23 protein-coding genes are annotated in these 22,148 nt (G+C 67.9%); 9 read left to right on the forward strand and 14 right to left on the reverse strand.

From position 1 onward, the window contains the following. Window positions 1-75: 75 nt before the first annotated feature. On the reverse strand, window positions 76-492 hold the full coding sequence (locus CXQ90_RS01555) for an MGMT family protein (protein ID WP_104136445.1): 417 nt from the start codon (window positions 490-492) through the stop codon (window positions 76-78). A 110-nt stretch (window positions 493-602) separates the two neighbouring features. Here CXQ90_RS01555 and CXQ90_RS01560 point away from each other — a divergent pair, with 110 nt between their 5' ends. The 4 genes from CXQ90_RS01560 (at window position 603) to CXQ90_RS01575 (ending at window position 4,349) form a co-directional block, all read left to right on the forward strand. Then, window positions 603-1,313 (forward strand): 3'-5' exonuclease, encoded by a 711-nt coding sequence (locus CXQ90_RS01560; protein ID WP_104136446.1) that lies wholly within the window; start codon window positions 603-605, stop codon window positions 1,311-1,313. 333 nt (window positions 1,314-1,646) lie between these two features. Beyond that, complete coding sequence (locus CXQ90_RS01565) at window positions 1,647-2,708, forward strand: methionine ABC transporter ATP-binding protein (RefSeq protein ID WP_104136448.1); 1,062 nt, start codon at window positions 1,647-1,649, stop codon at window positions 2,706-2,708. Continuing rightward, window positions 2,705-3,376: a methionine ABC transporter permease gene (locus tag CXQ90_RS01570; RefSeq protein ID WP_104136449.1), complete on the forward strand. Its 672-nt coding sequence runs from the start codon at window positions 2,705-2,707 to the stop codon at window positions 3,374-3,376. Before CXQ90_RS01565 ends, CXQ90_RS01570 begins: the two co-directional genes overlap by 4 nt. A 130-nt stretch (window positions 3,377-3,506) precedes the next feature. Further along, window positions 3,507-4,349, forward strand: a complete 843-nt coding sequence (locus tag CXQ90_RS01575) for a MetQ/NlpA family ABC transporter substrate-binding protein (protein ID WP_104136451.1) — start codon at window positions 3,507-3,509, stop codon at window positions 4,347-4,349. 144 nt (window positions 4,350-4,493) lie between these two features. Here the strand turns inward: CXQ90_RS01575 and hemL are convergent, their stop codons facing one another. The 10 genes from hemL to hemE all read right to left on the reverse strand — a co-directional run bounded on the left by hemL (window position 4,494) and on the right by hemE (window position 15,624). Continuing rightward, window positions 4,494-5,825, reverse strand: coding sequence for a glutamate-1-semialdehyde 2,1-aminomutase (gene hemL / locus CXQ90_RS01580; protein WP_104136453.1), 1,332 nt, complete (start codon window positions 5,823-5,825; stop codon window positions 4,494-4,496). Between the two features lie 13 nt (window positions 5,826-5,838). Then, window positions 5,839-6,942, reverse strand: a complete 1,104-nt coding sequence (locus CXQ90_RS01585; RefSeq protein WP_104136454.1) for an LLM class flavin-dependent oxidoreductase — start codon at window positions 6,940-6,942, stop codon at window positions 5,839-5,841. Beyond that, window positions 6,942-7,922, reverse strand: coding sequence for a porphobilinogen synthase (gene hemB / locus CXQ90_RS01590; RefSeq protein WP_104136456.1), 981 nt, complete (start codon window positions 7,920-7,922; stop codon window positions 6,942-6,944). Before hemB ends, CXQ90_RS01585 begins: the two co-directional genes overlap by 1 nt. Before the next feature lie 10 nt (window positions 7,923-7,932). Continuing rightward, the gene (locus tag CXQ90_RS01595) at window positions 7,933-8,892 is read right to left on the reverse strand and encodes a uroporphyrinogen-III synthase (RefSeq protein WP_104136458.1); all 960 of its coding nucleotides are present in this window, start codon (window positions 8,890-8,892) and stop codon (window positions 7,933-7,935) included. Window positions 8,893-8,912: 20 nt separating this feature from the next. Then, window positions 8,913-9,911 (reverse strand): hydroxymethylbilane synthase, encoded by a 999-nt coding sequence (gene hemC, locus CXQ90_RS01600; RefSeq protein WP_104136459.1) that lies wholly within the window; start codon window positions 9,909-9,911, stop codon window positions 8,913-8,915. Next, window positions 9,908-11,149 (reverse strand): ferrochelatase, encoded by a 1,242-nt coding sequence (locus tag CXQ90_RS01605; RefSeq protein WP_104136461.1) that lies wholly within the window; start codon window positions 11,147-11,149, stop codon window positions 9,908-9,910. Before CXQ90_RS01605 ends, hemC begins: the two co-directional genes overlap by 4 nt. After that, a complete protein-coding gene (hemQ, locus tag CXQ90_RS01610) occupies window positions 11,146-11,847 on the reverse strand; it encodes a hydrogen peroxide-dependent heme synthase (protein WP_104136866.1) in 702 nt (233 codons plus the stop codon). Before hemQ ends, CXQ90_RS01605 begins: the two co-directional genes overlap by 4 nt. Window positions 11,848-11,920: 73 nt before the next feature. Then, window positions 11,921-12,835: a hypothetical protein gene (locus CXQ90_RS22000; protein ID WP_146068835.1), complete on the reverse strand. Its 915-nt coding sequence runs from the start codon at window positions 12,833-12,835 to the stop codon at window positions 11,921-11,923. A gap of 217 nt (window positions 12,836-13,052) precedes the next feature. Next, the gene (gene hemG, locus CXQ90_RS01620) at window positions 13,053-14,525 is read right to left on the reverse strand and encodes a protoporphyrinogen oxidase (RefSeq protein ID WP_104136465.1); all 1,473 of its coding nucleotides are present in this window, start codon (window positions 14,523-14,525) and stop codon (window positions 13,053-13,055) included. A 4-nt stretch (window positions 14,526-14,529) separates the two neighbouring features. Next, window positions 14,530-15,624 (reverse strand): uroporphyrinogen decarboxylase, encoded by a 1,095-nt coding sequence (hemE, locus tag CXQ90_RS01625; RefSeq protein WP_104136868.1) that lies wholly within the window; start codon window positions 15,622-15,624, stop codon window positions 14,530-14,532. 158 nt (window positions 15,625-15,782) lie between these two features. Here hemE and CXQ90_RS01630 point away from each other — a divergent pair, with 158 nt between their 5' ends. Further along, window positions 15,783-17,132, forward strand: a complete 1,350-nt coding sequence (locus CXQ90_RS01630; protein ID WP_104136466.1) for a glutamyl-tRNA reductase — start codon at window positions 15,783-15,785, stop codon at window positions 17,130-17,132. Between the two features lie 119 nt (window positions 17,133-17,251). Next, entirely contained in the window at window positions 17,252-17,941 is a 690-nt protein-coding gene (locus CXQ90_RS01635; protein WP_104136468.1) for a hypothetical protein, read from the forward strand. 121 nt (window positions 17,942-18,062) lie between these two features. Here the strand turns inward: CXQ90_RS01635 and moeB are convergent, their stop codons facing one another. Continuing rightward, the gene (gene moeB, locus CXQ90_RS01640) at window positions 18,063-19,262 is read right to left on the reverse strand and encodes a molybdopterin-synthase adenylyltransferase MoeB (protein WP_104136469.1); all 1,200 of its coding nucleotides are present in this window, start codon (window positions 19,260-19,262) and stop codon (window positions 18,063-18,065) included. Between the two features lie 66 nt (window positions 19,263-19,328). Here moeB and CXQ90_RS01645 point away from each other — a divergent pair, with 66 nt between their 5' ends. From CXQ90_RS01645 to CXQ90_RS01655, 3 genes are read left to right on the forward strand one after another with little or no spacing between them, the layout of a single operon-like run. Then, window positions 19,329-20,015, forward strand: a complete 687-nt coding sequence (locus tag CXQ90_RS01645; RefSeq protein WP_181038388.1) for a TetR/AcrR family transcriptional regulator — start codon at window positions 19,329-19,331, stop codon at window positions 20,013-20,015. A gap of 57 nt (window positions 20,016-20,072) precedes the next feature. Continuing rightward, a complete protein-coding gene (locus CXQ90_RS01650) occupies window positions 20,073-20,297 on the forward strand; it encodes a DUF3107 domain-containing protein (protein WP_104136473.1) in 225 nt (74 codons plus the stop codon). 8 nt (window positions 20,298-20,305) lie between these two features. Continuing rightward, complete coding sequence (locus CXQ90_RS01655) at window positions 20,306-20,608, forward strand: hypothetical protein (protein ID WP_104136475.1); 303 nt, start codon at window positions 20,306-20,308, stop codon at window positions 20,606-20,608. 8 nt (window positions 20,609-20,616) lie between these two features. Here CXQ90_RS01655 and CXQ90_RS01660 read toward each other — a convergent pair whose 3' ends face one another. Both CXQ90_RS01660 and CXQ90_RS01665 read right to left on the reverse strand, forming a co-directional pair. Further along, on the reverse strand, window positions 20,617-21,282 hold the full coding sequence (locus CXQ90_RS01660; RefSeq protein WP_104136476.1) for a 4a-hydroxytetrahydrobiopterin dehydratase: 666 nt from the start codon (window positions 21,280-21,282) through the stop codon (window positions 20,617-20,619). A 67-nt stretch (window positions 21,283-21,349) separates the two neighbouring features. Beyond that, window positions 21,350-22,147, reverse strand: a complete 798-nt coding sequence (locus CXQ90_RS01665; protein ID WP_104136478.1) for a thiazole synthase — start codon at window positions 22,145-22,147, stop codon at window positions 21,350-21,352. Between the last annotated feature and the right edge of the window lies 1 nt (window position 22,148).

Consider the following 22,148-nt stretch of genomic DNA (forward strand, 5'->3'; position numbering starts at 1 on the left):
ATTTCGGAGCGTTGGCGTACTGATCATGGCGCCCGGTGGTGGCGGAGAAGGATTCGGACTGGGTGATTGTTGCGGTCACTCAGACATTCCATCATCCGGCACTGACAATTTACGCAGCGACGCTTCCAGCCGCTCAGCGATGGCGTCCAGGGCAGCGAAGTCAGCGTCGGAGGGTGACCATCGTGCCGCCGTCAGGTCAACCCGCCAGCGGCCGTCGCCCGTCCGTGCGAACCGGAGGAATTCGCCGCGCAACGGAGTCTCCTCCCGCAGGTAGAACTGCAGGGCCTCGGCTTCCAATCCCTCCGGCGCCAGCCCGTTGGCTCTGAGCACCCGCCACCACGGGACACCGCTGCCGTAGTGGCTCATGACCGAGCCCACCTGGCGCGGACCGCCGGACCCAAGCAGTTCGGAGACGTCCCCGTATGCCACCGCCGAACCTGCGGGGATGAGCTCAACGACAGCCAGCACCGCCTCCACATACTCCGTCCGCATGGTCCCAGACTATCGGCCGGCCGCCGGCGCTCCGGACCCTTCCCGACTGACTTGCCGACAGGCCCGGGGCGTGCGCCAAAACTGTCGGTGCCACCGGGTAGCGTGGACGCATGAGCACTTGGAACACCCTCCCCCGGGCCGCCTTCGACCTCGAAACCACCGGACGCAACTCCCGCGCGGCGAGGATCGTCACGGCATCGGTGACCCTGGTGGACGCCTCGGGAAATGTCATCCGGGAGCACGAATGGCTGGCAGACCCGGGCATTGAGATCCCGGCGGAGGCCAGCGAAGTCCACGGGATCACCACGGAGCACGCGCGCAGCCACGGCAGGCCGGCGCCGGAGGTCACCAGGGAACTCGCTGGGGTGCTGCAGGAGCTTTTCGACGACGGCGTCCCGGTCATCGCCTTCAACGCCAGCTACGACTTCACCGTCCTGGCCGCCGAGTCCGCCCGCTACGGCGTACCGCAGCTGAGCCGGTTTCCGGTCCTGGATCCCTACATCATGAACAAGCAGGTGGACCGCTACCGCAAGGGAAAGCGGACCCTGACGGCACTCTGCGAAGAGTACGGCGTGGACCTCGAAAACGCCCACACCTCGGCCGCCGACGCCCTGGCCACGCTCCGCATGCTCGACGCCATGGCGGGCAAGTTCCCCAAGCTGAGGCTGCCGGCCAGCCAACTGCACCAGCTCCAGACGGACTGGGCCGTCAGCCAGGCGGCCGACTTCCAGCAGTATCTCCGCAAGACCAAACCCGCCGCTGTCATCGAGGGCGACTGGCCCGTGCTGCCCCCAGAAGACGCCAGCAGGGGCGACTTCTAGAGGCCGGTTCCAGCAGCGTCAACACGCGGCTCAGCAGCTGCAGCAGCGGTGCCCGCCGCCGCGCCGCCCAGCCCCGTCGCCGCGCCCGTGGGACAAAGATCACAGTCCACAGCCCAAGCCTCAGGTGGCTCACAGCCCGGCGGCAATTCAGACAGCAGCCCGCAGGACGCCCATCGGCCCGGCCCGCCATGAATTGACTTGTCGATGATGCGGCAGGACATGCCGCATGCCGAACAATATTCGGAAGTGGATGCGAATTCTCCGCGCTGACATAATTTAGTTCAGAAGCGCGCTTGTGCTATGCCCTGCCCAAGCCCTACCGCCTGAGGATAAATGATCACAGTTACCGACCTGCGCAAGGTCTACCGTCAGGGGAAAAAGGAAGTGGTGGCCCTCGACGGGGTCTCCCTTTCGGTCCCCAAAGGCTCCATCCACGGCATCATCGGCCATTCCGGAGCAGGGAAGTCCACGCTGGTACGGTGCCTGACTCTCCTGGACCGCCCTACCTCCGGCTCGGTCAACATCGACGGCACCGAACTCAGCTCGGTCAGGGACTCCGAAATCCGCGCTGCCCGGCGCCGGATCGGCATGGTCTTCCAGCACGCCAACCTGATGGACTCCCGCACCGCGGCAGGCAACGTGGCCCATCCTCTGGAACTGGTGAAGACTCCCAAGGACAAGACCCGCGAGAAGGTTGCTGAACTGCTCAAGCTCGTAGGGCTCGAGGGCTTCGAGAACGCCTACCCGTCACAGCTGTCCGGGGGCCAGCGCCAGCGAGTGGGCATCGCCCGGGCCCTGGCGTCCGATCCTGACGTACTGCTGTGCGATGAGCCGACGTCCGCCCTGGACCCGGCCACCACCGATGAAATCCTGGACCTCATCCAGGACCTGACCCGTCGCCTTCAGCTCACGGTGCTCATCATCACGCACGAGATGCACGTGGTTAAGCGCGTATGCGGCTCAGTGTCACTCCTGGCCAAGGGCCGCGTCATCGAAGCCGGGGAACTGGCGGATGTGGCGGCCGAACTGGACAGCAAGCTGGCCCGGGCGCTCCTTCCGCTGCCTGCTGCGGAACCGATCAAAGGGGCCCTCCAGGCCGGCCCCGTGCTGGAGATCCTCTTTTCCGGCGAAAGCGCCAAGGAACCTGTCCTTACGGGCGTCGCCCGGCATTTTGACATCGATCTGAATGTCCTCGCCGGAAGCGTGGAAACGCTGGGCGGGCAGCAGTTCGGGCACCTGCGTGTCCAGCTCGCAGAAGACGTTGATTACGAAGCCGTGATGGGCTACCTCCGCGATCGCGGGATCAGCGCGAAAGTTGTGGACGCCGCCGTCGAGCCGTCTGACTTCGCGCCGGAAACGCCTGACTTCGCCGCCGAGACGGGAGACCTCAAGTGAACGAAATCTTCAGCAACCCGGTTCTCGCCAAGGCCCTCCCCGAGGCGATCGTTGAAACTCTGCAGATGGTGGGGATCTCCGCGTTCTTCACCGTTCTTGTCGGACTGCCGCTGGGCGTCTTCCTGCACGCCACTGCCCCGGGCGGACTCCGTCCCATGCCCGTGGTCAACAGGGTTGTCAGCGACATCGTGGTCAACATCACGCGGTCCATCCCCTTCGCCATCCTGATGGTGGCCCTGATCCCCCTGGCCCGGCTCCTGGTGGGCACCAGCCTCGGCCCCGTCGCAGCCTCGGTCTCGCTCTCGATCGGAACCATTCCATTCTTTGCCCGCCTCGTGGAGGCGTGTCTCCGGGATGTCCATCACGGCAAGATCGACGCCGCACAGGTCATGGGATCCACCAGGATGCAGGTCATCAGCAAGGTCATGCTGCCTGAATCGCTGCCCGCGCTGGTGGCAGCCGCAACCACCACCGTGGTGACCCTGGTGGGCTACAGCGCCATGGCCGGCCTCGTCGGTGGCGGCGGGCTGGGCAAACTTGCCTACAACTACGGGTTCCAGCGCTTCGACGTCACAGTCATGATCGTCACGATCGTGCTGATCATCGTCCTGGTCCAGGTCATCCAGCTCACGGGCGAGCGGATCTCCCGGAGCCTCGACCACCGCTAAAGCGACGGTCCGCTGCCATCAGCGGAACACCGCCGAATCTTTACGCAGCGAGTAGCCGCTCACTGCATCTGAACCGGATCCCCCAGGCCACGCCGTCGGGGTCCAGGCTATTTCGAAAGGAACGCATCCGATGCGTAAATCACTCACCCTCCTCGCCACCGGCATCGTCACCGCCCTGGCACTGACCGCGTGCGGCGGTTCGTCCGCGCCCAGTTCCGAGACCCAGACCCTGGATCCGGCCAAGCCCGCAACGCTCAGCGTCGGCGCCAGCCCGGTTCCGCAGGCCAAGATCCTCGAATTCATCAACCAGGACCTCGCCCCGAAAGCCGGCCTCAAGCTGGACATCAAGGAGATCGAGGACTACCAGACGCCCAACACCGCCCTGAGCGACGGTTCGCTGGACACCAACTACTACCAGCACCAGCCGTGGTTCGACGATCAGGTCAAGACCAAGGGCTACGACTTCGGCCACGGCGCCGGCGTCCACATCGAGCCGTACGCAGCCTTCTCCGAGAAGGTCAAGGACATCAGCGAGATCAAGGACGGCGCCAAGGTTGCCATCACCAACGATCCCTCCAACCAGGTGCGCGCTCTCAAGGTCCTGGAAAAGGCGGGTCTGGTCAAGGACATCAAGGACGACAGCTCCGTGATCGCACTGACCGATGCGCAGAACCCCAAGAAGCTCAAGTTCTCGGAGAACCAGCCGGAGCTGCTGATCAACGACCTGAAGGATCCCTCCGTGGACCTGGCCCTGATCAACGGAAACTTTATCCTCAAGGCCGGCCTCAGCACCGACAACGCTCTCGCGGTGGAGTCCACGGACAACAACCCGTACGCCAACTTCCTGGCATGGCGGACGGAGTCCAAGGACGACGCCCGCATCAAGAAGCTTGACGAACTCCTCCACTCCCCCGAGGTCAAGGCCTTCATCGAGAAGGAATGGCCCAACGGCGACGTGACTGCCGCCTTCTAGGCCGGGCAACTCAACAGACGCTGAACAACTGGCGTTAAACAACTCTGGCACCCGCCGCGGCGGGTGCCAGAGTTGTTTAGTACGGGTCGCCTTCGCTGCGGTGCAGGACGGAGGAACGACGACGGCGGGCCGGACCGCGGCGGGTCAGGCCTTCGCCGCGGCGGCAGCCTCCGCCGCGGCCGGCAGTGCGTCGAAGATCCGGTTCATGGCGGCGTCGTCGTGCGCCGCGGACAGGAACCAGGCCTCGAAGACGGACGGCGGGAGGTACACGCCGGAGTCCAGCATCGAGTGGAAGAACGGCGCGTAGCGAAAGACGTCCTGCTTCTGCGCGTCGCTGTAGTTGTGGACGCCCCGCTCCGAGGTGCCGAACGCCACCGAGAACAGGTTTCCGGCCCGCTGGATTGAGTGGTCCACGCCGGCGGCGTCCAGGGCGGAGGAAAGAGCCGACGACAGCTCCAGTGACCGCGCATCGACGAACGAGTAGACGTCCCGCGTCGCGTGCGTCAGGGTGGCCACGCCGGCGGCCATGGCCACCGGGTTCCCGGACAGCGTGCCCGCCTGGTAAACGGGTCCGATCGGTGCCAGGTAGTCCATGACGTCGGCACGGCCGCCGAGGGCCGCCGTCGGCATGCCCCCGCCGATCACCTTGCCGAACGTGAGCAGGTCCGGGGTCCACTTCTCGGCCGCATCCGCAGCGCCGCCCGTGAGCCCCCAGTAGCCGGAGTAGCCGGTACGGAATCCCGTGAGGACCTCATCGACGATCAGCAGCGCGCCGTGGGCGGCCGTTATCCGGGAAAGCCCCGCGTTGAATCCTTCGCCGGGGGTGACTACGCCCATGTTGGCCGGTGCCGCCTCGGTGATCACGGCCGCAATGTTGGGTCCGTGCTCGGCGAAGGCCGCTTCGACGGCGCCGAGATCGTTGTAGGGCAGGACGAGCGTTTCGGCGGCGGTGGCAGCCGTGACGCCGGCCGAACCGGGCAGGGCCAGGGTGGCCACGCCGGAGCCGGCCGACGCGAGCAGGCCGTCAAGGTGGCCGTGGTAACAGCCGGCGAACTTGATCACCAGGTTGCGGCCGGTGAAGCCCCTGGCCAGCCGGATCGCCGTCATGGTGGCTTCGGTGCCCGTGGACACCATGCGCAGCCGTTCGACGGCGGCGACCCGTTCCTTGACGATGGCAGCCAGGGTGGCCTCGTCGGGAGTCGAGGCGCCGAAGGACAGGCCGCGGTCAACGGCCGCGTGCACCGCTTCGAGGACGGCCGGATGGGCGTGGCCGAGCAGTGCCGGGCCCCAGGAGCAGACGAGGTCGACGTATTCGTTGCCGTCGGCGTCGGTCAGGTACGGTCCCTTGGCCGACACCATGAACCGGGGAGTGCCGCCGACGGATCCGAAGGCGCGGACCGGGGAATTGACGCCGCCGGGCATGAGCTGGCGGGCGCGGTCAAAGAGTTCCTCGTTGCGAGGCATGCTGGAGGTCATGGTTCCTATTCTTTCAGGCGGCGGGCGGCGGTCCGGACAGCAGTTCGGCTACCCGGGGTGCCACCACGGTGCCGAATAGTTCGATGCAGCGCATCATGGAGCTGTGGGGAAGGGTCCCGTTGCTGTATTTGAGGTCGAAGCGGTCAACGCCCAGATTCCTTTTGAGCAGCGCGATCTTCTGCGCCACTGTCTCGGGTGAGCCCACATACAGTGCACCCTCCGGCCCGCACATGGCGTCGAACTCTCCCCGGTTGCCGGGACCCCAGCCGCGCTCGGCTCCGATCCGGTTCCGCTGCGCGAGCCAGTGTGGAAAGAGTTCTTCGCGCGCCTCCTCGTCGGTCTCGGCGATGTACCCCGGCGAATGGGTGGCGATCTGCTGCATCGGGTGGCCGTACTTGCCCATCGCTTCGCGGTACAGGTTGACCAGCGGGGCAAAGGCGCGCGGCTGGCCGCCGATGATGGCAAAGATGATCGGATAGCCATACTCCGCGCAGCGCAGCACGGACTCCGGTGTGCCGCCCACGCCGATCCAGGCCGGCAGCAGGTGGTGCTCCAGGGGCGGGAAGACGCTCAGTCCGCTCAAGGGCGGCCGCGTGCGGCCCTCCCAGTGAACGGGCTTCTGTGCCCGCACCTTGTCGAAGAGCTCGAGCTTTTCCTCGAACAGGACCTCGTAGTCCGCCAGGTCCAGTCCGAACAGCGGAAACGATTCGATGAATGAACCGCGCCCCAGCATGACTTCCGCCCGGCCACCGGAGAGTGCATCCACGGTTGAAAACCGCTGGAAGACCCGGACCGGATCGTCCGAGCTCAGCACGGTGACCGCCGAGCCGAGCCTGATCCGGGAGGTCCGGGTTGCGGCGCCGGCAAGGAACACCTCAGGAGCGGACACGGCGAAGTCGCGGCGGTGATGCTCCCCCACACCGAAGGCATGGAGCCCGACGGCGTCGGCCAGGACGGCCTGGTCCAGCACCTCGCGCAGCACCTGGGCATGCGGCTTCGGCTCACCGTCGCCGTCGAGTCCGACGTCACCAAACGTGTTCAGGCCCAGCAGGATCTCGTCAGGCCCCACCGGGGCCGTGGGAGACGGGGCGGCGGGAGACGCGAAGGAGTCCCGCATCAGGACTCCTTCAGCCAGCCTGCGAGTTCACTCGCCCAGTACGTCAGGACCATGTTGGCTCCGGCACGGCGGATGCCGAGGACCGATTCGGTGATGGCTGCACGGCGGTCGATCCAGCCGTTCGCCGCCGCCGCCTCGATCATGGCGTACTCCCCGGAGATCTGGTACGCGGCCACCGGCACGGGGCTCATGTCCGCGACGTCGGCCAGGACGTCGAGGTAGCTCATGGCCGGCTTGACCATCACCATGTCCGCCCCTTCGGCGAGGTCCAGCTCCACCTCCTGGATGGCTTCCCGCCGGTTGGCGGCATCCATCTGGTACGTCCGGCGGTCCCCCTTCAGCTGCGAATCGACCGCCTCCCGGAACGGGCCGTAAAACGCAGAGGCGTATTTGGCGGCGTAGGCAATGACGGCGGTGTTCACGTGGCCGGCGTCCTCGAGCGCGTCGCGGATAACGCCGATCTGGCCGTCCATCATTCCGGAGGGGCCCAGCACGTGCGCACCGGCGTCGGCCTGTGCCACGGCCATCCTGGCGTAGATCTCCAGGGTGGCGTCGTTGTCCACGTAGCCGTCGGCGTCCAGGACGCCGCAGTGGCCGTGGTCGGTGAACTCGTCCAGGCAGACGTCGCTCATCACTACGAGGTCGTCGCCGACCTCGGCCCGGACGTCCCGGATGGCCTTGTTCAGCACGCCGTCCGGGTCAAGGGATGCCGTTCCCTGGGCGTCCCTGGCGGCAGGAATGCCGAAGAGCATGATGCCGCCGACGCCGAGCTCCACGGCTTCCGCGGCGGCACGCTTAAGGGTTTCCGTGGTGTGCTGCACCACGCCCGGCATGGACCCGATCGGATTCGGCTCCGACAGGCCTTCCCGGATGAACGCGGGCAGGATCAGCTCTGCGGGAGCCAGCCTGTTCTCGGCCGTGAGCCTGCGCATGGCTGGGGTAGTGCGAAGCCGCCGTGGGCGGTGCTGCGGAAAACTCATGTCCTGTCCTTCACTGGGTGCCTGGTGCTGATGAACGGATGTCCGGGAATTGGCCGTCGGCCCGGGGTTCGCCGGCGTCGGGGTGCAGTGCGCGGAGGATTGCCGCCACAATGCCTGCCGGGGTGGACTCACGGGCCGTTGCCGCAACGGTCAGGCCCCGGGCCTGTGCCTCCGCGGCCGTGGTCTTGCCGATGGCGACGACCCGGCAGGCGCCGAGCGGCGTGAGCTCGGCGGAAATGCGGCGCGCGGCGCTCGGTGAAGCGGCGACGACGGCGGCCACTTCGCCCGAGGCCACCGCGCCTTTGGCGGCGGCGGGGGTGAGCACCGTCATGCCGCCGTTCGCCGTCCCGCCGGCGCTGTTCGAGGCCGGGGCGAGGCGGCGGTCCGGCGCGGCCGGGTAATCCACCGTGTGATACGCCACCACGGTACGGACCCGGGCGCCCTTCGCTGCGAGCCCTTCCGCCAGGGCCGGCGCTGCAATGTCAGCCTGCGGCAGCAGCACTTCGTCCGGTCCTCCGGGCCACGCGGCCACCAACCCGGCGGCCGAGTGTTCCTGCTCCGGCACCAGATGGACTGCGACGCCGGCGGCCTGCAGCGCGCCCTGGGTCGCTGGTCCCACGGCGGCCACGCAGGTTGACGGCGGAATCCACTCGCGCAAAACCACAGACCGCTCCGCTGCTTTCTCTGCCAGGGCCAGGACGGTGGAGGCGCTGCTGACCACGAGCCACGCGAAATGTCCTTTGCCCAGCGCGTCGAAGGCATCGTCGAGGGCGACCTGGTCACTGGCACGTTCGACGTCGGTAAGCGGCAGCAGGAGCGGCTCCGCCCCGGCCAGCCGGAGTTCCGCTGCGAGGGCGGCCGCGCGGTCCGGGCTGCGGGTGATGAGGATGCGGGCGCCCTCGAGCGGGCGCCGCGAACCCGGGCGCCCGGCGGGGTTGCCGTCCGGACCGTGCCGGTTCGTCTGTCCCATAAGCCGATGGCCGCCGTCGGTCAGGACGCGGTCAGGTCAGCGATATCAGCAGCCCCCGCGGCCAGGAGGACCTCGGCCAGTTCGATGCCCAGCAGCGTCGCGCCCACCTCGGTCAGGCCGTCGGTGGCCCGCTTGTCCCGCACGGACGCGGTGCCGTCCACGGCGCACACGACGGCTTCCAGGTGGAGCATACTGCCCTTCCGGTAGGCGTACGCACCCACGGGAGCGGCGCAGCCGGCTTCGAGCCGTGCCAGCAGCGCCCGTTCCGCAGTGACCGCGAGCCGGGTGTCCGCATCGTCCAATGCTGCCAGGGCCTGCGCGAGCACGCCCTGCGAACCCTCGGTGGAGCCGGCCCGGCGCGGGGCGTCCGCGGTGCGGCATTCTATGGCCAGCGAGCCCTGGCCCGCGGCCGGAAGCATGATGTCCGTCTCGAGGTACTCGGTGACGGTGTCCAGCCGGCCGATGCGCTCGAGACCCGCGGCGGCCAGCACCACGGCATCGAGGTCGCATGATTTTCCGTCCACCACGGCCTCGGTCGCGTTGCCCGGCAGCCCGGGGACACGGCCGAGCCTGGTGTCCACGTTGCCGCGGATGTCCACGATGTCCAGGTCGGGACGGACGGCACGGAGCTGCGCCGCCCGGCGCGGTGAGCCTGTACCCACCCGGGCGCCCTTCGGCAGGTCAGCCAGCTTGAATCCGTCGCGGGCGCACAGCACGTCGCGGACATCCACGCGGCGCGGAGTTGCGGCGAGAGTCAGCCCCACGGCGGAGCCCGTCGGCAGGTCCTTGAGCGAGTGCACCGCAACATCGCAGTCGTTCCGCAGCAGCGCGTCACGGAGCGCCGCAACGAAGACGCCGGTGCCGCCCATCTGGGACAGCGATCCGGTGAGGACGTCGCCGTCGGTCCTGATGTGCACCAGTTCCACCGGGAAACCCCCGACGGCGGCCAGCCGGTCGGCTGTCTGCTGTGTCTGGGTCAGGGCTAGCTTGCTCGCACGGGTTCCGATCCGGACAGTCATCGGGCGTTCTCTCCCCCGGCGGGGTAGGGGTCGTGACCTGCACCCACCGTGGTGTCGGCTCCCGCGATAGTGGGCTTTTCGCCCCGGAAGTTGGCGCAGCAGCCCGGACGGCAGACGTCGTACCAGGGGCCGAGGTCGGTCACGTGGGGCCGGTCCGCGATGTTGTTCGCGGCAGTTCGTTCGCAGATCAGGTCCACCAGCCCGGCAACGAAGCGGCGGTGGGTTCCTGGCGTCGGCACGCGGGTGGCGGCCAGGCCCAGTTCACGGCAGGTCTCCAAGGCTTCGGTGTCAAGATCCCAGACCACCTCCATGTGGTCGCTGACGAACCCTAGAGGGACAATCACGATGCCCTTGACGCCCTGCTTGGACAGCTCACCGATGGCGTCATTGATGTCCGGCTCAAGCCAGGGCACGTGCGGGGCGCCGGAGCGTGACTGGTAGACGAGGGACCACGGAGCCGCGAGCCCGGATTCGGCTTCCACCCGCCGCATGACCTCGGCGCCGGTGGCCAGGTGCTGGGCCACGTAGGCGGAGTCCTCGGCAAAATGGCGGGGTTCTTCGGCGGACTGGCCGGCGGCCTCGGCGTCGCGCGTGGGAATGGAATGCGTGGCGAACAGGACGTGCACGGGAGCTTCAGGGGTTCCGGCGGCGGCCAGCTGCGCACGGACCTCGGCGATTCCCGCGGCGGTGCCTTCGATGAAGGGCTCCACGAAGCCGGGGTGGTCGAAGTACTGGCGGACCTTGTCCACCTCGAGCCGGCCGTCCAGGCCCGTTTCGGTCAGGGCCATGCCGATGTCTTCCCGGTACTGACGGCAGCTGGAGTAGCAGGAGTAGGCGCTCGTGGTGATCATGAGCAGCTTCCGGTGACCGGCGTCGTAAGCGTCCTGGAGGGTCTGCGGGATGTAGGGATCCCAGTTGCGGTTGCCCCACAGCACCGGCATGCCGATGCCGCGGGCGGCGAGCTCGGCCTCGAGGGCTGCCTTGAGCTCCCGGTTCTGCTGGTTGATCGGGCTGATGCCGCCGTTGGCGCGGTAGTGGTGTGAGACCTCTTCAAGCCGCTCGTCGGGGATGCCGCGGCCTCGGGTGACGTTGCGGAGGAACGGGATCACGTCCTCCTGGCCCTCGGGTCCGCCGAAGGAGGCGAGCAGCACGCCGTCGTATGTCTTGGGCGCCATCCTGCCGACCTCGGTCACCGGATTCGCCGCAGTCGCGGCGTCCTGGGGATCCAGCGGGCTCACGCCAGGACCTCGGCAATCTCCCCGGCGGTGATCCGGCGGCCGGTGTAGAACGGAATCTCCTCGCGGACGTGGTTGCGGGCCTCGGTGGTACGCAGGTGGCGCATGAGGTCCACCAGGTCAACGAGTTCAGGGGCCTCGAGGCCGAGGATCCACTCCCAGTCGCCGAGTGCGAACGAGGAAACCGTGTTGGAAATGACCTGGGGGAAGTCCCTGCCCAGCATGCCGTGGTCGCGGAGCATTTTGCCGCGCTCGTCCTCCGGCAGGATGTACCACTCGTAGGACCGGACGAACGGGTAAACGCAAAGCCATTCCGCAGGCTCGACGCCGCGCGAAAAGGCCGGGGTGTGGTTCTTGGCGAACTCCGCTTCACGGTGGACGCCCATGGCCGACCACACCAGTTCGGTTCCTGCGAAGAGCTTGCTGCGGCGGATGTCGCGGATGGCTTGCTGCAGCGCCTCGGGCTTCGGGCCGTGGAGCCAGACCATGACGTCGGCGTCGGCCCGCATGGCGGAGACGTCGTAGCTTCCGCGGTGGGTCACCCCGGCCTCGGCCAGGCGCGCAATCAGGGCGTCGAAATCGTCGGCAGCATCAGCGCTGCGGAGGACCTCGGCGGAGCGCTTGAAAACGGTCCAGAGGGTGAAGAACTGCTCGGCTGATTCTTCGGCTTTGGTGACAGATTCGGCAGGAGTGTGGCTCATGAATACCATCCTGCCCCTTTCATGCGTCCAAGTCGAAAAACCCCACTTCTACAGCGCGTAGAAGTGGGGTATTTCACAGGGACCGCCGGATTCTCATTACGGCAAGGCCTGCGGCACCAGCCAGGATCACCAGCCCGGCACCCCACCAGACCAGCGGTGAGGCCGCGCCGCCGGGCGTAGCCGCGAGCACAGCGCTCTCAGCGGGCCCGTGCGCGGCGTACGGGGAGCCGGCGCCTGCCATGTTCATTGGACCGGACAATCCTGATGAACCCCATACACCGGACGCGATTCCGGCCACGGAGCGTCCGCCGAAGCCCGGGGTCGCGGACAGCGTAGACAGGTCCGCAATCCGGCCGGTCTCATCCGAAGGGTCAGCGCCGGCGGCGGGCCCGCCGCTGGCTCCGCCACCGGCAGCGGCACCTGGCCCTGAGGCCGCCGGGGCTGGCGCGGCCCACTGGGTTGCGCCGGAGGGCAGGGGCCGGGACTGGCCGGAGCGCGCGGCTCCTGTGGTGCCGCCCTGCTCGGGGGCCGGTGAAGGGCCTGCCTCGGAGGTCTCCGGAGCCGGGGCAGGCGCCGAGGTCCCGGACGGCGAGGCGGTGGGCGACGGGGAAACAGTGGGCGACGGGGAAACGGTCGGCGGCGCGGGAACCGTGATTGAGGGTGACGGGAGAGCGGGCGCCGGTACGGTGGGCGCCGGGACCGTGGGCGTCGGAACGGAAGGCGAAGGGACCGGAACAGCAGGTGAGGGCTTGGCCCGGGCGCTAGCGGTGGCGGTGGCCGTTGGCGCGGGTGTCCGCAACGGCGACGGCACCGGGGCCGGCGCTCCGGTCGGCTCCGGTTCGGCTGTCAGGGCGGCCGACGCCCAGGCGCCGAGGTCGGCCGCGCCGGAGACGCCGGCACTGACTCCTGCCGTGGCCGAGGTGCCGCTGTCCGGGTCTGCCGGCACGTCAGGCGTAAGAGCGTTGGATGCAGGAACTCCTGCGGACATGACCAGCACCGCTCCGAGCGCAGCTGCTGCCGTGCCGCGCCGAAGACCCCCATGGAAACCAGTCAGCGTACGAAAGTTATCGGACTTCTGATTGACCATAGTTATCGACCCTAGACACAAAATCGCGCTGGGGAAAACTTGCGGACACGCGCACCAGCAGGTATCGCGGGCGGCAATAAATCGGGCCGGAAGGCCCAGCATCCCGCCGAAGCGGGCATTACCGCAGGAAGGCGCGCAGCTGTTCCCGGGTGTCAGCCACCACGGCCGCGAGGCCGTTGCCGGCCAGCCACCCGCCCACCATCAGCAAGTCTGCACTGCCGGAGCAGATCCGCCGGACGTCCGCCACCCGCTGCCGGTGCCCGACTGCCGCGAACGGAAGGGCGCCGGCCCAGGAAACCACATCCCAGCCCGCAACGGCCTCAGCTTTGACAGGAACAGTCAGCAGCGCTGACGCATCCTGCAAAGCGATGTCAAGCAAGGCAGCATCAGATCCAACCGCGGGCGCACGGCCACCCGCTGCCGCACCGTCCCTTCGCCCGTATGAGAGCCTCAGCACATGCCTGCCCGGCCCTGCTTCCGCAGCAAGCCAGTCCCATTTGGCCGTGGCGTGGGTAAGCGCCTTGGCCCGGATTCCGGCCGTCTGCGGGGCCACCAGGATCCCGGTTCCCCGCGGGCGCACGTCCAGTTCAGGGAGGTCCACAACAAGAGTCACAAGCTTGACTTCCGGCCCCGGGCCGGGCCGGTGGCCGGCCAAGGCTGGCACCGCATCCTGAAGGAGCCCGACGGCGGAGGGCCCGTCGAGAGCGATCACCAGCACATCGGCGTCGTACGTTTCCTTCCCCGCCGCAATGCGCCAACCGCCAGGCGTGCGCGCCGCGGCGTCGGCACGCGTGCCGGGCACCAGCTCCGCGCCGCGCCGGCGAAGATCTGCCACCAGTGCGGCAACCAGGGTGTGCATGCCGCCCTTCAGGCCGGCGACGGCGGAGCCCGCCTTGGCGGCGGCTCCCCGCACGCCTGGACCCTGCGCATCTGAACCCTGCGCACCGGTCACCTTGCGCTGGGCGGCGACGGCGGCAGCCAGTGATCCGTGCCGGGTGATCCCCGCGCGAAGTCCGGGAGCAACCATGTCGACGTCGAGAAGGCCGGGGTCAGCCGAGTGGACCCCGCCCACTACAGGTTCGACGAGCCGTTCCAGGACACGGCGGCCCATCCGGGCCCGCACCAGGGCGGAGACGCTCGAGACGTCCGCCTTCGTGCCCACGGAGGACGGCAGGAACTTGTCCAGCGACGCGCGGAGGGAGCCTCGTAGCCCCAGGGACCGGCGCACCTCCGGGTCCCACGGATTTGCCGGGATGCCGAGCACGCCGGTTTTCGGAAGCTCCCGCGGACCGTCGGGCAGCTGCACCCACGCCCCGCCGGGATGGGGTGCCACAATATTTCCGGCCAGATCCAGTTCCGCAGCGAGGTCAGCCACCGCGGAGGAACGCGTGGCGAAGGACTCGGCGCCGCTGTCCAGCGTCAGTCCGGCGACGTCGTGCCGGCCCACGCAGCCGCCCCACGCTTCAGTGGCTTCAAGCAGCGTGGTTCGGAGGCCCGCCTGGGCGAGTTCCCTCGCGGCAATGAGGCCGGAGATGCCTCCTCCAACCACCAGGGCCGTGCGTCCGGCAGCCGGAGGATTACCTGCGGCCACCGGCTTACTCCGGAGAAATGGAATGGATAAGTTCGACGACGCGCGTCAGCACATCCGGGTCGGTTTCCGGCGGCACGCCGTGGCCGAGGTTCAGGACGTGCCCGGGTGCCGCTGCGCCGGACGCAATGACCGCCCGGACGTGCGCCTCGAGTACGTCCCAGGGGGCGGAGAGGAGCGCCGGATCGATGTTGCCCTGCAGCGGCACGGTGCCGCCGAGGCGGCGGTTCGCTTCGTCGAGCGGGAGGCGGTAATCGACGCCGACGACGTCCACGCCGACGTTGCGCATGGCGACGAGGAGTTCGGAGGTTCCGGTGCCGAAATGGACCAGCGGCGCGCCGAGGTGGCGGACGTGGTCCAGTGCGCGGGCGGAAGCCGGCGCAACAAATCGCGTGTAGTCCGCCAGTCCCAGCGAACCGGCCCAGGAATCGAAGAGCTGCCCGGCCGAGGCACCCGCTTCCAGCTGCGCCCGCAGGAACATCCCCGACGCATCAGCGGCCCAGTTGGCCAGCGCCGTCCACGTCTCCGGATCGGCGTGCATCATGGTGCGCGGGCCCAGGTGGTCGCGGGACGGCTTGCCCTCCACCATGTAGGCGGCCAGCGTGAAGGGGGCGCCGGCAAAACCGATGAGCGGCGTCTTGCCCAGCTGCGCCACGGTCAGGCGGACGGCCTCGCGGATGGGCTCCAGCGCCTCCCACGTGAGCTTGGGCAGCGCTGCGACATCGGCGGCCGTCCGGACGGGCTTGTCCAGAACCGGACCGATACCCGGCACGATGTCCACGCCGACGCCAGCCAGCTTGAGCGGAATGACAATGTCGGAAAAGAAAATCGCCGCATCGACGTCATGGCGGCGCACAGGCTGCAGCGTGATCTCGGCGGCCAGTTCCGGGCGGAGGCAGGAGTCCAGCATGGCCACGCCTTCGCGCACCTTCAGGTACTCAGGCAGGGACCGGCCGGCCTGCCGCATGAACCAGACCGGACGGCGGCTCGGCTTGCCGCCGCGGTATGCCGTGATGAGCGGCGAGTCGGCGGTGCGCCCGTCCATGAGCGGATGGCCTGCATCAAGGACGGTGCCGGCTGAAGTTGCAGCGCTAGAAGTCATGCCTTTGATTGTGCCGAAAATCGGCCCCAAAAGATAACGACAGCCTGTCATCCCGGGACCGGACAGATCCTGCGTGGCAGGAATCACAGGGCCGGAGGACCGCCGTCCCGGCCCAGGGTTGTTCTACGAGCTTGCGAAAAAGCTATGATTGTCCTGCTGTGGTTCTATTTTCATTGGTGGCGACTCACGCCGACATCGACCTCGAAACCGTCGCTCAGCTAAGCAACGGTTCTTCAGGCATCGCAACATCCGCCCTCGCCGGATCGCCGGCAGTGACGGGTGCGGTTGTCCTTGCCACCTGCAACCGCTACGAAATCTACGGCGAGGCGCCGCACGCGGACGACGTCGAGGCCGCGCGCGCGGCGCTGGTCGGCCAGATCAGCGAGACGAGCGGACTCAGTGAACAGCTCGTGTCCCGGTCGTTCAGCACGCACACGGGCCCCGAAGTCAGCCAGCACCTCTTTGCCGTCAGCTCGGGCCTCGACTCCGCGGTCGTCGGCGAACGCGAAATCGCAGGACAGGTGCGGCGCGCGCTGATCACTGCCCAGCATGAAGGCACGGCCAGCTCCGGCCTGGTGCGCCTGTTCCAGGCCGCATCCAAGACGGCCAAGGACGTCGGTGCCCAGACGGCGCTCGGATCCAGGGGGCTGTCCATCGTCTCGGTGGCCCTCGATCTCGCCACAGACCTCTCCGAGGAAACCGACTGGTCGCAGAAGAAGGTTGTGGTGTTCGGCACCGGCGCCTATGCCGGCGCCACGATGGCGCTGCTGCGCGAGCGCGGCTGCCGCGACATCTCGGTGTTCTCCTCATCCGGACGGGCGGCAACGTTCGTGGCCACCCGCGGCGGAACGGCGCTCGACGGCGACACGCTTGGCGCCGCTGTGGCAGCCGCCGACGTCATGATCGGGTGCAGCGGCTCGGACACCCGGGTGGAAGCAGCAGAACTCGCTCAGGTCCGCGCAAACTCCGCCCAGCCCCTGATCGCCATCGACCTGGCGCTGACACACGATTTCGACCCCGCCGTGGGAGAGCTCGACGGCGTGGAACTCCTCACGCTGGAGTCCGTGCGCCTCGCGGCACCCCAGGAGCAGGCGGAGTCCCTCGCACAGGCCAGCAGCCTGGTGTCCGGCGCGGCCGTCGCCTTTGAACAGGAGCGCGAGGTCCGGTCCGTTGATTCGGCCATAGTGGCCCTGCGCCGCCACACCATGAACGTCCTGGACGCGGAAATGGAAAAGGTGCGCGCCCGCCACGGCTGCACTGCAGCAGCCGAAGAGGTCGAATTTGCGCTGCGCCGCATGGTCAAGCAGCTCCTCCACGTCCCCACCGTCCGTGCCCGGGAACTGGCCTCCAACGGCCAGCAGGACGACTACGTCGCCGCTCTGGAAACCCTCTACGGCATCACGGTGGAACAGCCGGCGGCCGCAGCAAAGGCCGAGTGCCCCGTCGATCACAACCAACTGGCTGCGGCCACGCTCCCGGAAGCCGGAGCGCAGCGGAACTCCGCCTGACCTTTCCGCACTGACCCATCGGCTTCCGCCCCGATAAGAGGGCCGCACGCCCAACCTTTCCATAGGTTCCACGTACAGCATTGAACCTCTACGTGAATCCTTTTTTGAAGGGTGCGACCATGAAGCTGAATTCGCCTGCAGTAACCGTCCCTGTCCCCAACCGCCGGCAATTCGGCCTCATCGTCGGCGGCGGGGCTTTGCTGCTGGCGGCCGGAGGAACATACGGGGTGGTCTCGCGAAGTGCCTCGAACGGGACCGAACCGGTTGCCACCGGCTTCGGCTCCCTGACGGTGGTCCGGGCAGGGCGCCTCGCCCGGCTGGATGCGCAGGGCCAGCCGGCGTTCCGGTCCGTGGGGGCCGCAGCCAGCCAGCTCCTCGGGACGACCGGCGCCGGGACAAGGTCCGTGTCCGCTGCCGGCCGGGTGGCCACCATCCAGCGGGTTTCCGCCACCACGGATTCCCACGGCCATGACGACGGTGTCCTCCCGCAGGACGGCTGGCCGCAGCCTGCCAACCTCACGTGGGGCGACGTTGTCCTCCTCGAAGTGGCGCTGAAGAACGGCCAGCCCGCGCCCGTCCTGTTCGCCCCGGGGCAGCTTCGCCTGAAGCTGGTGCCGTCCGGCACCACAGTCACGCCCCAGGACTTCAACAGGGGCCCCGGCGCCATAGCGGCCGGTGCAACGGAGCACCTCTGGATCAGCTACCTGGCGCCGCACGACTCCCTTGATATGGAGCTCGAGTATTCAGAGCAGGAGCTGGACGGGACCATGAGCCTGGCCCTGCCGCCCCTGACCGCAACCCGGGTATAGTCATGAGCCCTCTGGACCTGCACATGAGCGGCGGTTTCCTGCCCATGGTGGACGGTTCACGCGCCTATCATCGGGCGTTCGGGGACATGTGACCTTCCCGACCAGGACCCCGGCGTCCCTGTCAGTAGACAGGTTTCTGCGGTTCCACGTCCCTGACCCAGGCGAGGATGCCGCCGTCGAGATGGCTCACGCGCCGGTAGCCGGCCTTCTGTGCGGCGGCCAGCACGGCGGCGGACCGTGTCCCGGCCTTGCAGTGGAACACGATGTCCCTGTCCTGCGGCAGCTCCCCCCAGGCCTCGCCCGCGAGGATCCGGCCCTGCGGAATCAGCACGGAACCGTCAATCCTGACGATGTCGTACTCCCCCGTCTCCCGGACGTCCACGAGCTCGAAGTCCTTCAGCCCGGCATCGCGCGAGGCGAGCATGGTTGCCAGCTGCGTTGCGGTGACGGTGTGTTCCTTATCCGTGGCTTCGACGGGCGCGATTCCGCAGAACGCCTCATAATCCGTCAGCTCCGTGATCCGCGGGGCAGCCGGGTCCTTCGCTACCCTGATCTCGCGCCAGCTGCCGCCCAGGGCGTCATACAGCGCCACACGGCCCAGCAGGGAACGCCCGACGCCGGTGATGAGCTTGACGGCTTCCGTCACCATCAGGGACCCGACGGCGGCGCAGAGCATTCCGAAAACGCCGCCCTCGCCGCACGACGGGACGGAACCTGCGGGTGGCGCCTCCGGGTACAGGTCGCGGTAGGTGGGGCCGTGCTGTTCCCAGAACACGCTGACTTGGCCGTCGAAGCGGAAGATCGATCCCCAGACGTAGGGCTTGCCGAGGATCGCTGCGGCGTCGTTGACCAGGTAGCGGGTGGCGAAGTTGTCCGCCCCGTCGAGGATGAGGTCGTAGCCGGCAAAGAGCTCCAGGGCGTTGGAGGCGTCCAGCCTGACGTTGTGCAGCCGAACGTCGACGAGGGGGTTGAGCGCGGCAATCGCATCGCGCGCCGATTCGATCTTGGGGCGTCCCACGTCCTGGACGCCATGGATGATCTGGCGCTGCAGGTTGCTCAGGTCAACGGAGTCATCGTCGATGATGCCGATGGTGCCGACACCGGCCGCGGCCAGGTAGAGCAGGGCGGGAGACCCGAGTCCGCCGGCGCCGATCACCAGGACGCGCGCGTTCTTCAGCCGCCTTTGGCCGAGCGCGCCGATCTCAGGAATGATGAGGTGCCGGGAGTAGCGCTCCACTTCCTCGGGCGAGAGTCCGGGCGCCGGATCCACCAGGGGGTCCAGTGAGGTGGGTGCTGCATTTGCGGTGGACGGAGAAGCCATACTTCAATGTATGCCTGAAGATACCGCGCGGTCATATTACCCCCGGGTAAAGTGAAGTTAACAGCAATGGAAAGAAGGCCAACCGTGGTTCATCATGCACACGTTGATCGAACTCAGGCCGCGCAATCCCCAGCCGGCACCCCTCGCGCTGCCGGGCAGCGATCCGCCAGGCTGCCGCGGGATGAGCGCCGGGCCCAGCTGCTGGCTGCCGCCCAGGAAGTGTTCGTCGCCAATGGCTACCACGGTGCCGCCATGGACGAGATCGCCGAAACGGCCCATGTAAGCAAACCGGTGCTGTACCAGCACTTCCCCTCCAAGCGCGAGCTCTACTTGGCGCTCCTGGACAGCCACCTCGGGGCCCTGACGGATCTCATGATGGGCGCGCTGAATTCCACCACCGACAACAAGGAGCGCGTCCAGGCCGTTATGCGCGCCTACTACCGGTTCATTGACAGTGACGACCAGGCGCACCGCCTCGTGTTCGAGTCCGACCTCGTCAACGATCCGGACGTCAGCGCGCGCCTGGAGACCTTCAACAAGACCTTCGCCGACGCCATCGCGCGGGTCATCGCCGAAGACACTAAGTTGCCCCCTCTGGAGGCGCAACTGCTCGGCAGGGGCCTGGCCGGCATGGCGCAGGTCAGCGCTCGCTACTGGCTCGAAACGGACGGCAATCTTGACCTGGATGTCGCCAGTGACCTCATCTACCGTTTAGCTTGGCGCGGAATCTCTCGCTTCCCCAAAGAGTCCTAGACTACAAAGGAAGAACACCTTTGAAGTTTCAACATTGATTGGCTGGGAGGCCTTGCTGTGGAAGTAAAGATCGGCATTCAGAATATCGGCCGCGAGATTGTACTGGAGTCGGCCCAGGATGCAGACTCCGTGGCCAAGGTCGTAGCGGAATCCCTGGCCAAAGGCACGGAGCTGAGGCTGAGCGACGAAAAGGGCCGCCAGATCATCATCCCCGCGAACGTCCTGGGCTACGTCGAAATCGGCGCCGAGGAAGTCCGCCGGGTCGGTTTCGGCGCACTGTAGGTAGCACCGTGCTGTCGCTCGTTATCGTGCTCCTGGTGACCGTAGCCGCGGGCTTCATCGTCTGGGCCAATGACAAACGCCACGCCAAGTACGGCATCCTCGTCCCGGCGGGTGTCGCCGCCGGGGTGGGCATGATCGCCTGGATCATCTGCATGACGGCGGGGCTCGGCTACCAGCCGGGACTCACATGGATTCCGTGGATCGTTCCCATGGCGGCCGGCAGCGCGGCGGCTGCGGGAGTGGCCGTCTACCTGGGCAGAGTCCGCGCGAGGCAGGACACGCAGCGGCTGACGGCCGCCCTCAAGATCTAGCCGAACCCCTAAAGTTCCGGTCCGGTGCCTTCCTCAGTGCACAGGCAAAGCCGGTTTCCCTGGGCGTCAGTGACCACCACCCAGCCGGGTGCGTGGTCACTGTTCATTGAGGCGCCGGTGGCCGCCGTCTTTTCCAGTGCCTGGGCCGTCTCGGCTTTGGACCGGTGGATATCCACGTGGAGGCGGTTGTCGCTGGGAGTGTCGGTCTCCTGGAACCACAGGCCCGGCCCGCGGCCGTATGGGTCCGCCAGGTCGCCGTCCCGCCCCTTCCGGTAGCCCAAGGCGACCCGCCAGACTTCCGAGATCTCCGCCGCGTCAACGGTGTCGATCCCGATCTCCACGGTCCGGTAGAGGCCCGGCTCGGCCTGGGCGCCCCCGCCGGCGGCTGCCTCACTGACTGCGGCTGCCGCCTCGACGTCCCTCGGCGTGACTTCGCTGCCGACGTCGTGGGAACTGAACCGGATGAACACGCGGTTGTACCGCCAGTCCAGGTCGGGATGGTGGTTGTTCTCTTCCGCCATGCGCCCGACGGCGGCAATCAGCTCAAGCGCGGCAGCCGCCGTCGGCGCCTTGTAGACGGTGACCAGGCCGCCGAGCCGGTAGCGCCAGTCGGGCAGGCCGGCGAGCGCGTCGTCGATCTGGAGGCGAGTGAGGATATGGTCCCTGGCGGCCACGGCTGACTCCTAACAGAGCATCCTGGGAGCCTGCCGCACCGCCATAGCCTCCGCGGGCGGTCCGGGCTTAGAGGAATTCGGCCCGGCCCTCCATGGCCGATGACGCCAAGGCATGCTCGCGGCGCGGGATCCGCCCGGCCGCTTTCGCCAGCCTACCGGCGATAACGGCGTGTTTGAAGGCCTCCCCCATGACCGGCGGGTTCTGGGCCCGGGTCACGGCAGTGGCCAGCAGCACGGCGTCGCAGCCCAGCTCCATGGCCAGCGCCGCGTCCGACGCCGTGCCGATCCCCGCATCCAGCACCACCGGAACGGACGCCCGCGACACGATGAGTTCGATGTTGTGCGGATTGAGGATTCCCAGGCCCGTCCCGATCGGCGAGCCGAGCGGCATGACGGCCGTCGCCCCCAGGTTTTCGAGCCGGAGAGCCAGGACGGGATCATCGTTGGTGTAGGCGAAGACCTTGAATCCGCGGTTGACCAGCTGCTCGGTGGCGTCCACGAGCTCCACGGCGTCCGGCAGGAGTGTGTGCTCGTCGGCGATCACTTCGAGTTTCACCCAGTCGGTTTCCAGGGCCTCGCGTGCCAGCTCCGCCGTCATGACGGCGTCCCGCGCCGTGAAGCAGCCGGCTGTATTCGGCAGCACCCGGATGTTGTTGTCCAGGAGCAACTGGAACAGGGACCCCGTTTCCGCGGGCGAGTAGCGCCGCATGGCCACGGTGGTCAGCTCTGTGCCGGAAGCAAGCAGCGCAGCACCGAGCCCGTCCAGGCTGGGAGCCCCGCCGGTGCCCATAATGAGGCGCGAAGTCAGTTCCACGCCGTCAATGACCAGGGGGTCGGCCATGCCGGCCCCCTGCGCGCCGGCCATT

It is taken from the genome of Arthrobacter sp. ZGTC131 (assembly GCF_002929275.1).
Classification (GTDB): Bacteria; Actinomycetota; Actinomycetes; order Actinomycetales; family Micrococcaceae; genus Arthrobacter.

Bases quoted from the DNA above. Each gene is read 5' to 3' on its own strand.
- hemC (WP_104136459.1), bottom strand. From the start codon at position 9,911: ATGACTGTCCGGATCGGAACCCGTGCGAGCAAGCTAGCCCTGACCCAG.
- hemQ (WP_104136866.1), bottom strand. From the start codon at position 11,847: ATGAGCCACACTCCTGCCGAATCTGTCACCAAAGCCGAAGAATCAGCC.
- CXQ90_RS22000 (WP_146068835.1), bottom strand. From the start codon at position 12,835: ATGTCCGCAGGAGTTCCTGCATCCAACGCTCTTACGCCTGACGTGCCG.
- CXQ90_RS01635 (WP_104136468.1), top strand. From the start codon at position 17,252: ATGAAGCTGAATTCGCCTGCAGTAACCGTCCCTGTCCCCAACCGCCGG.
- moeB (WP_104136469.1), bottom strand. From the start codon at position 19,262: ATGGCTTCTCCGTCCACCGCAAATGCAGCACCCACCTCACTGGACCCC.
- CXQ90_RS01665 (WP_104136478.1), bottom strand. From the start codon at position 22,147: ATGGCCGGCGCGCAGGGGGCCGGCATGGCCGACCCCCTGGTCATTGAC.
- CXQ90_RS01575 (WP_104136451.1), top strand. From the start codon at position 3,507: ATGCGTAAATCACTCACCCTCCTCGCCACCGGCATCGTCACCGCCCTG.
- CXQ90_RS01585 (WP_104136454.1), bottom strand. From the start codon at position 6,942: ATGCGGGACTCCTTCGCGTCTCCCGCCGCCCCGTCTCCCACGGCCCCG.
- CXQ90_RS01565 (WP_104136448.1), top strand. From the start codon at position 1,647: ATGATCACAGTTACCGACCTGCGCAAGGTCTACCGTCAGGGGAAAAAG.
- hemE (WP_104136868.1), bottom strand. From the start codon at position 15,624: ATGACTTCTAGCGCTGCAACTTCAGCCGGCACCGTCCTTGATGCAGGC.
- CXQ90_RS01560 (WP_104136446.1), top strand. From the start codon at position 603: ATGAGCACTTGGAACACCCTCCCCCGGGCCGCCTTCGACCTCGAAACC.
- hemL (WP_104136453.1), bottom strand. From the start codon at position 5,825: ATGACCTCCAGCATGCCTCGCAACGAGGAACTCTTTGACCGCGCCCGC.
- CXQ90_RS01595 (WP_104136458.1), bottom strand. From the start codon at position 8,892: ATGGGACAGACGAACCGGCACGGTCCGGACGGCAACCCCGCCGGGCGC.
- CXQ90_RS01555 (WP_104136445.1), bottom strand. From the start codon at position 492: ATGCGGACGGAGTATGTGGAGGCGGTGCTGGCTGTCGTTGAGCTCATC.
- hemB (WP_104136456.1), bottom strand. From the start codon at position 7,922: ATGAGTTTTCCGCAGCACCGCCCACGGCGGCTTCGCACTACCCCAGCC.
- CXQ90_RS01645 (WP_181038388.1), top strand. From the start codon at position 19,329: ATGGAAAGAAGGCCAACCGTGGTTCATCATGCACACGTTGATCGAACT.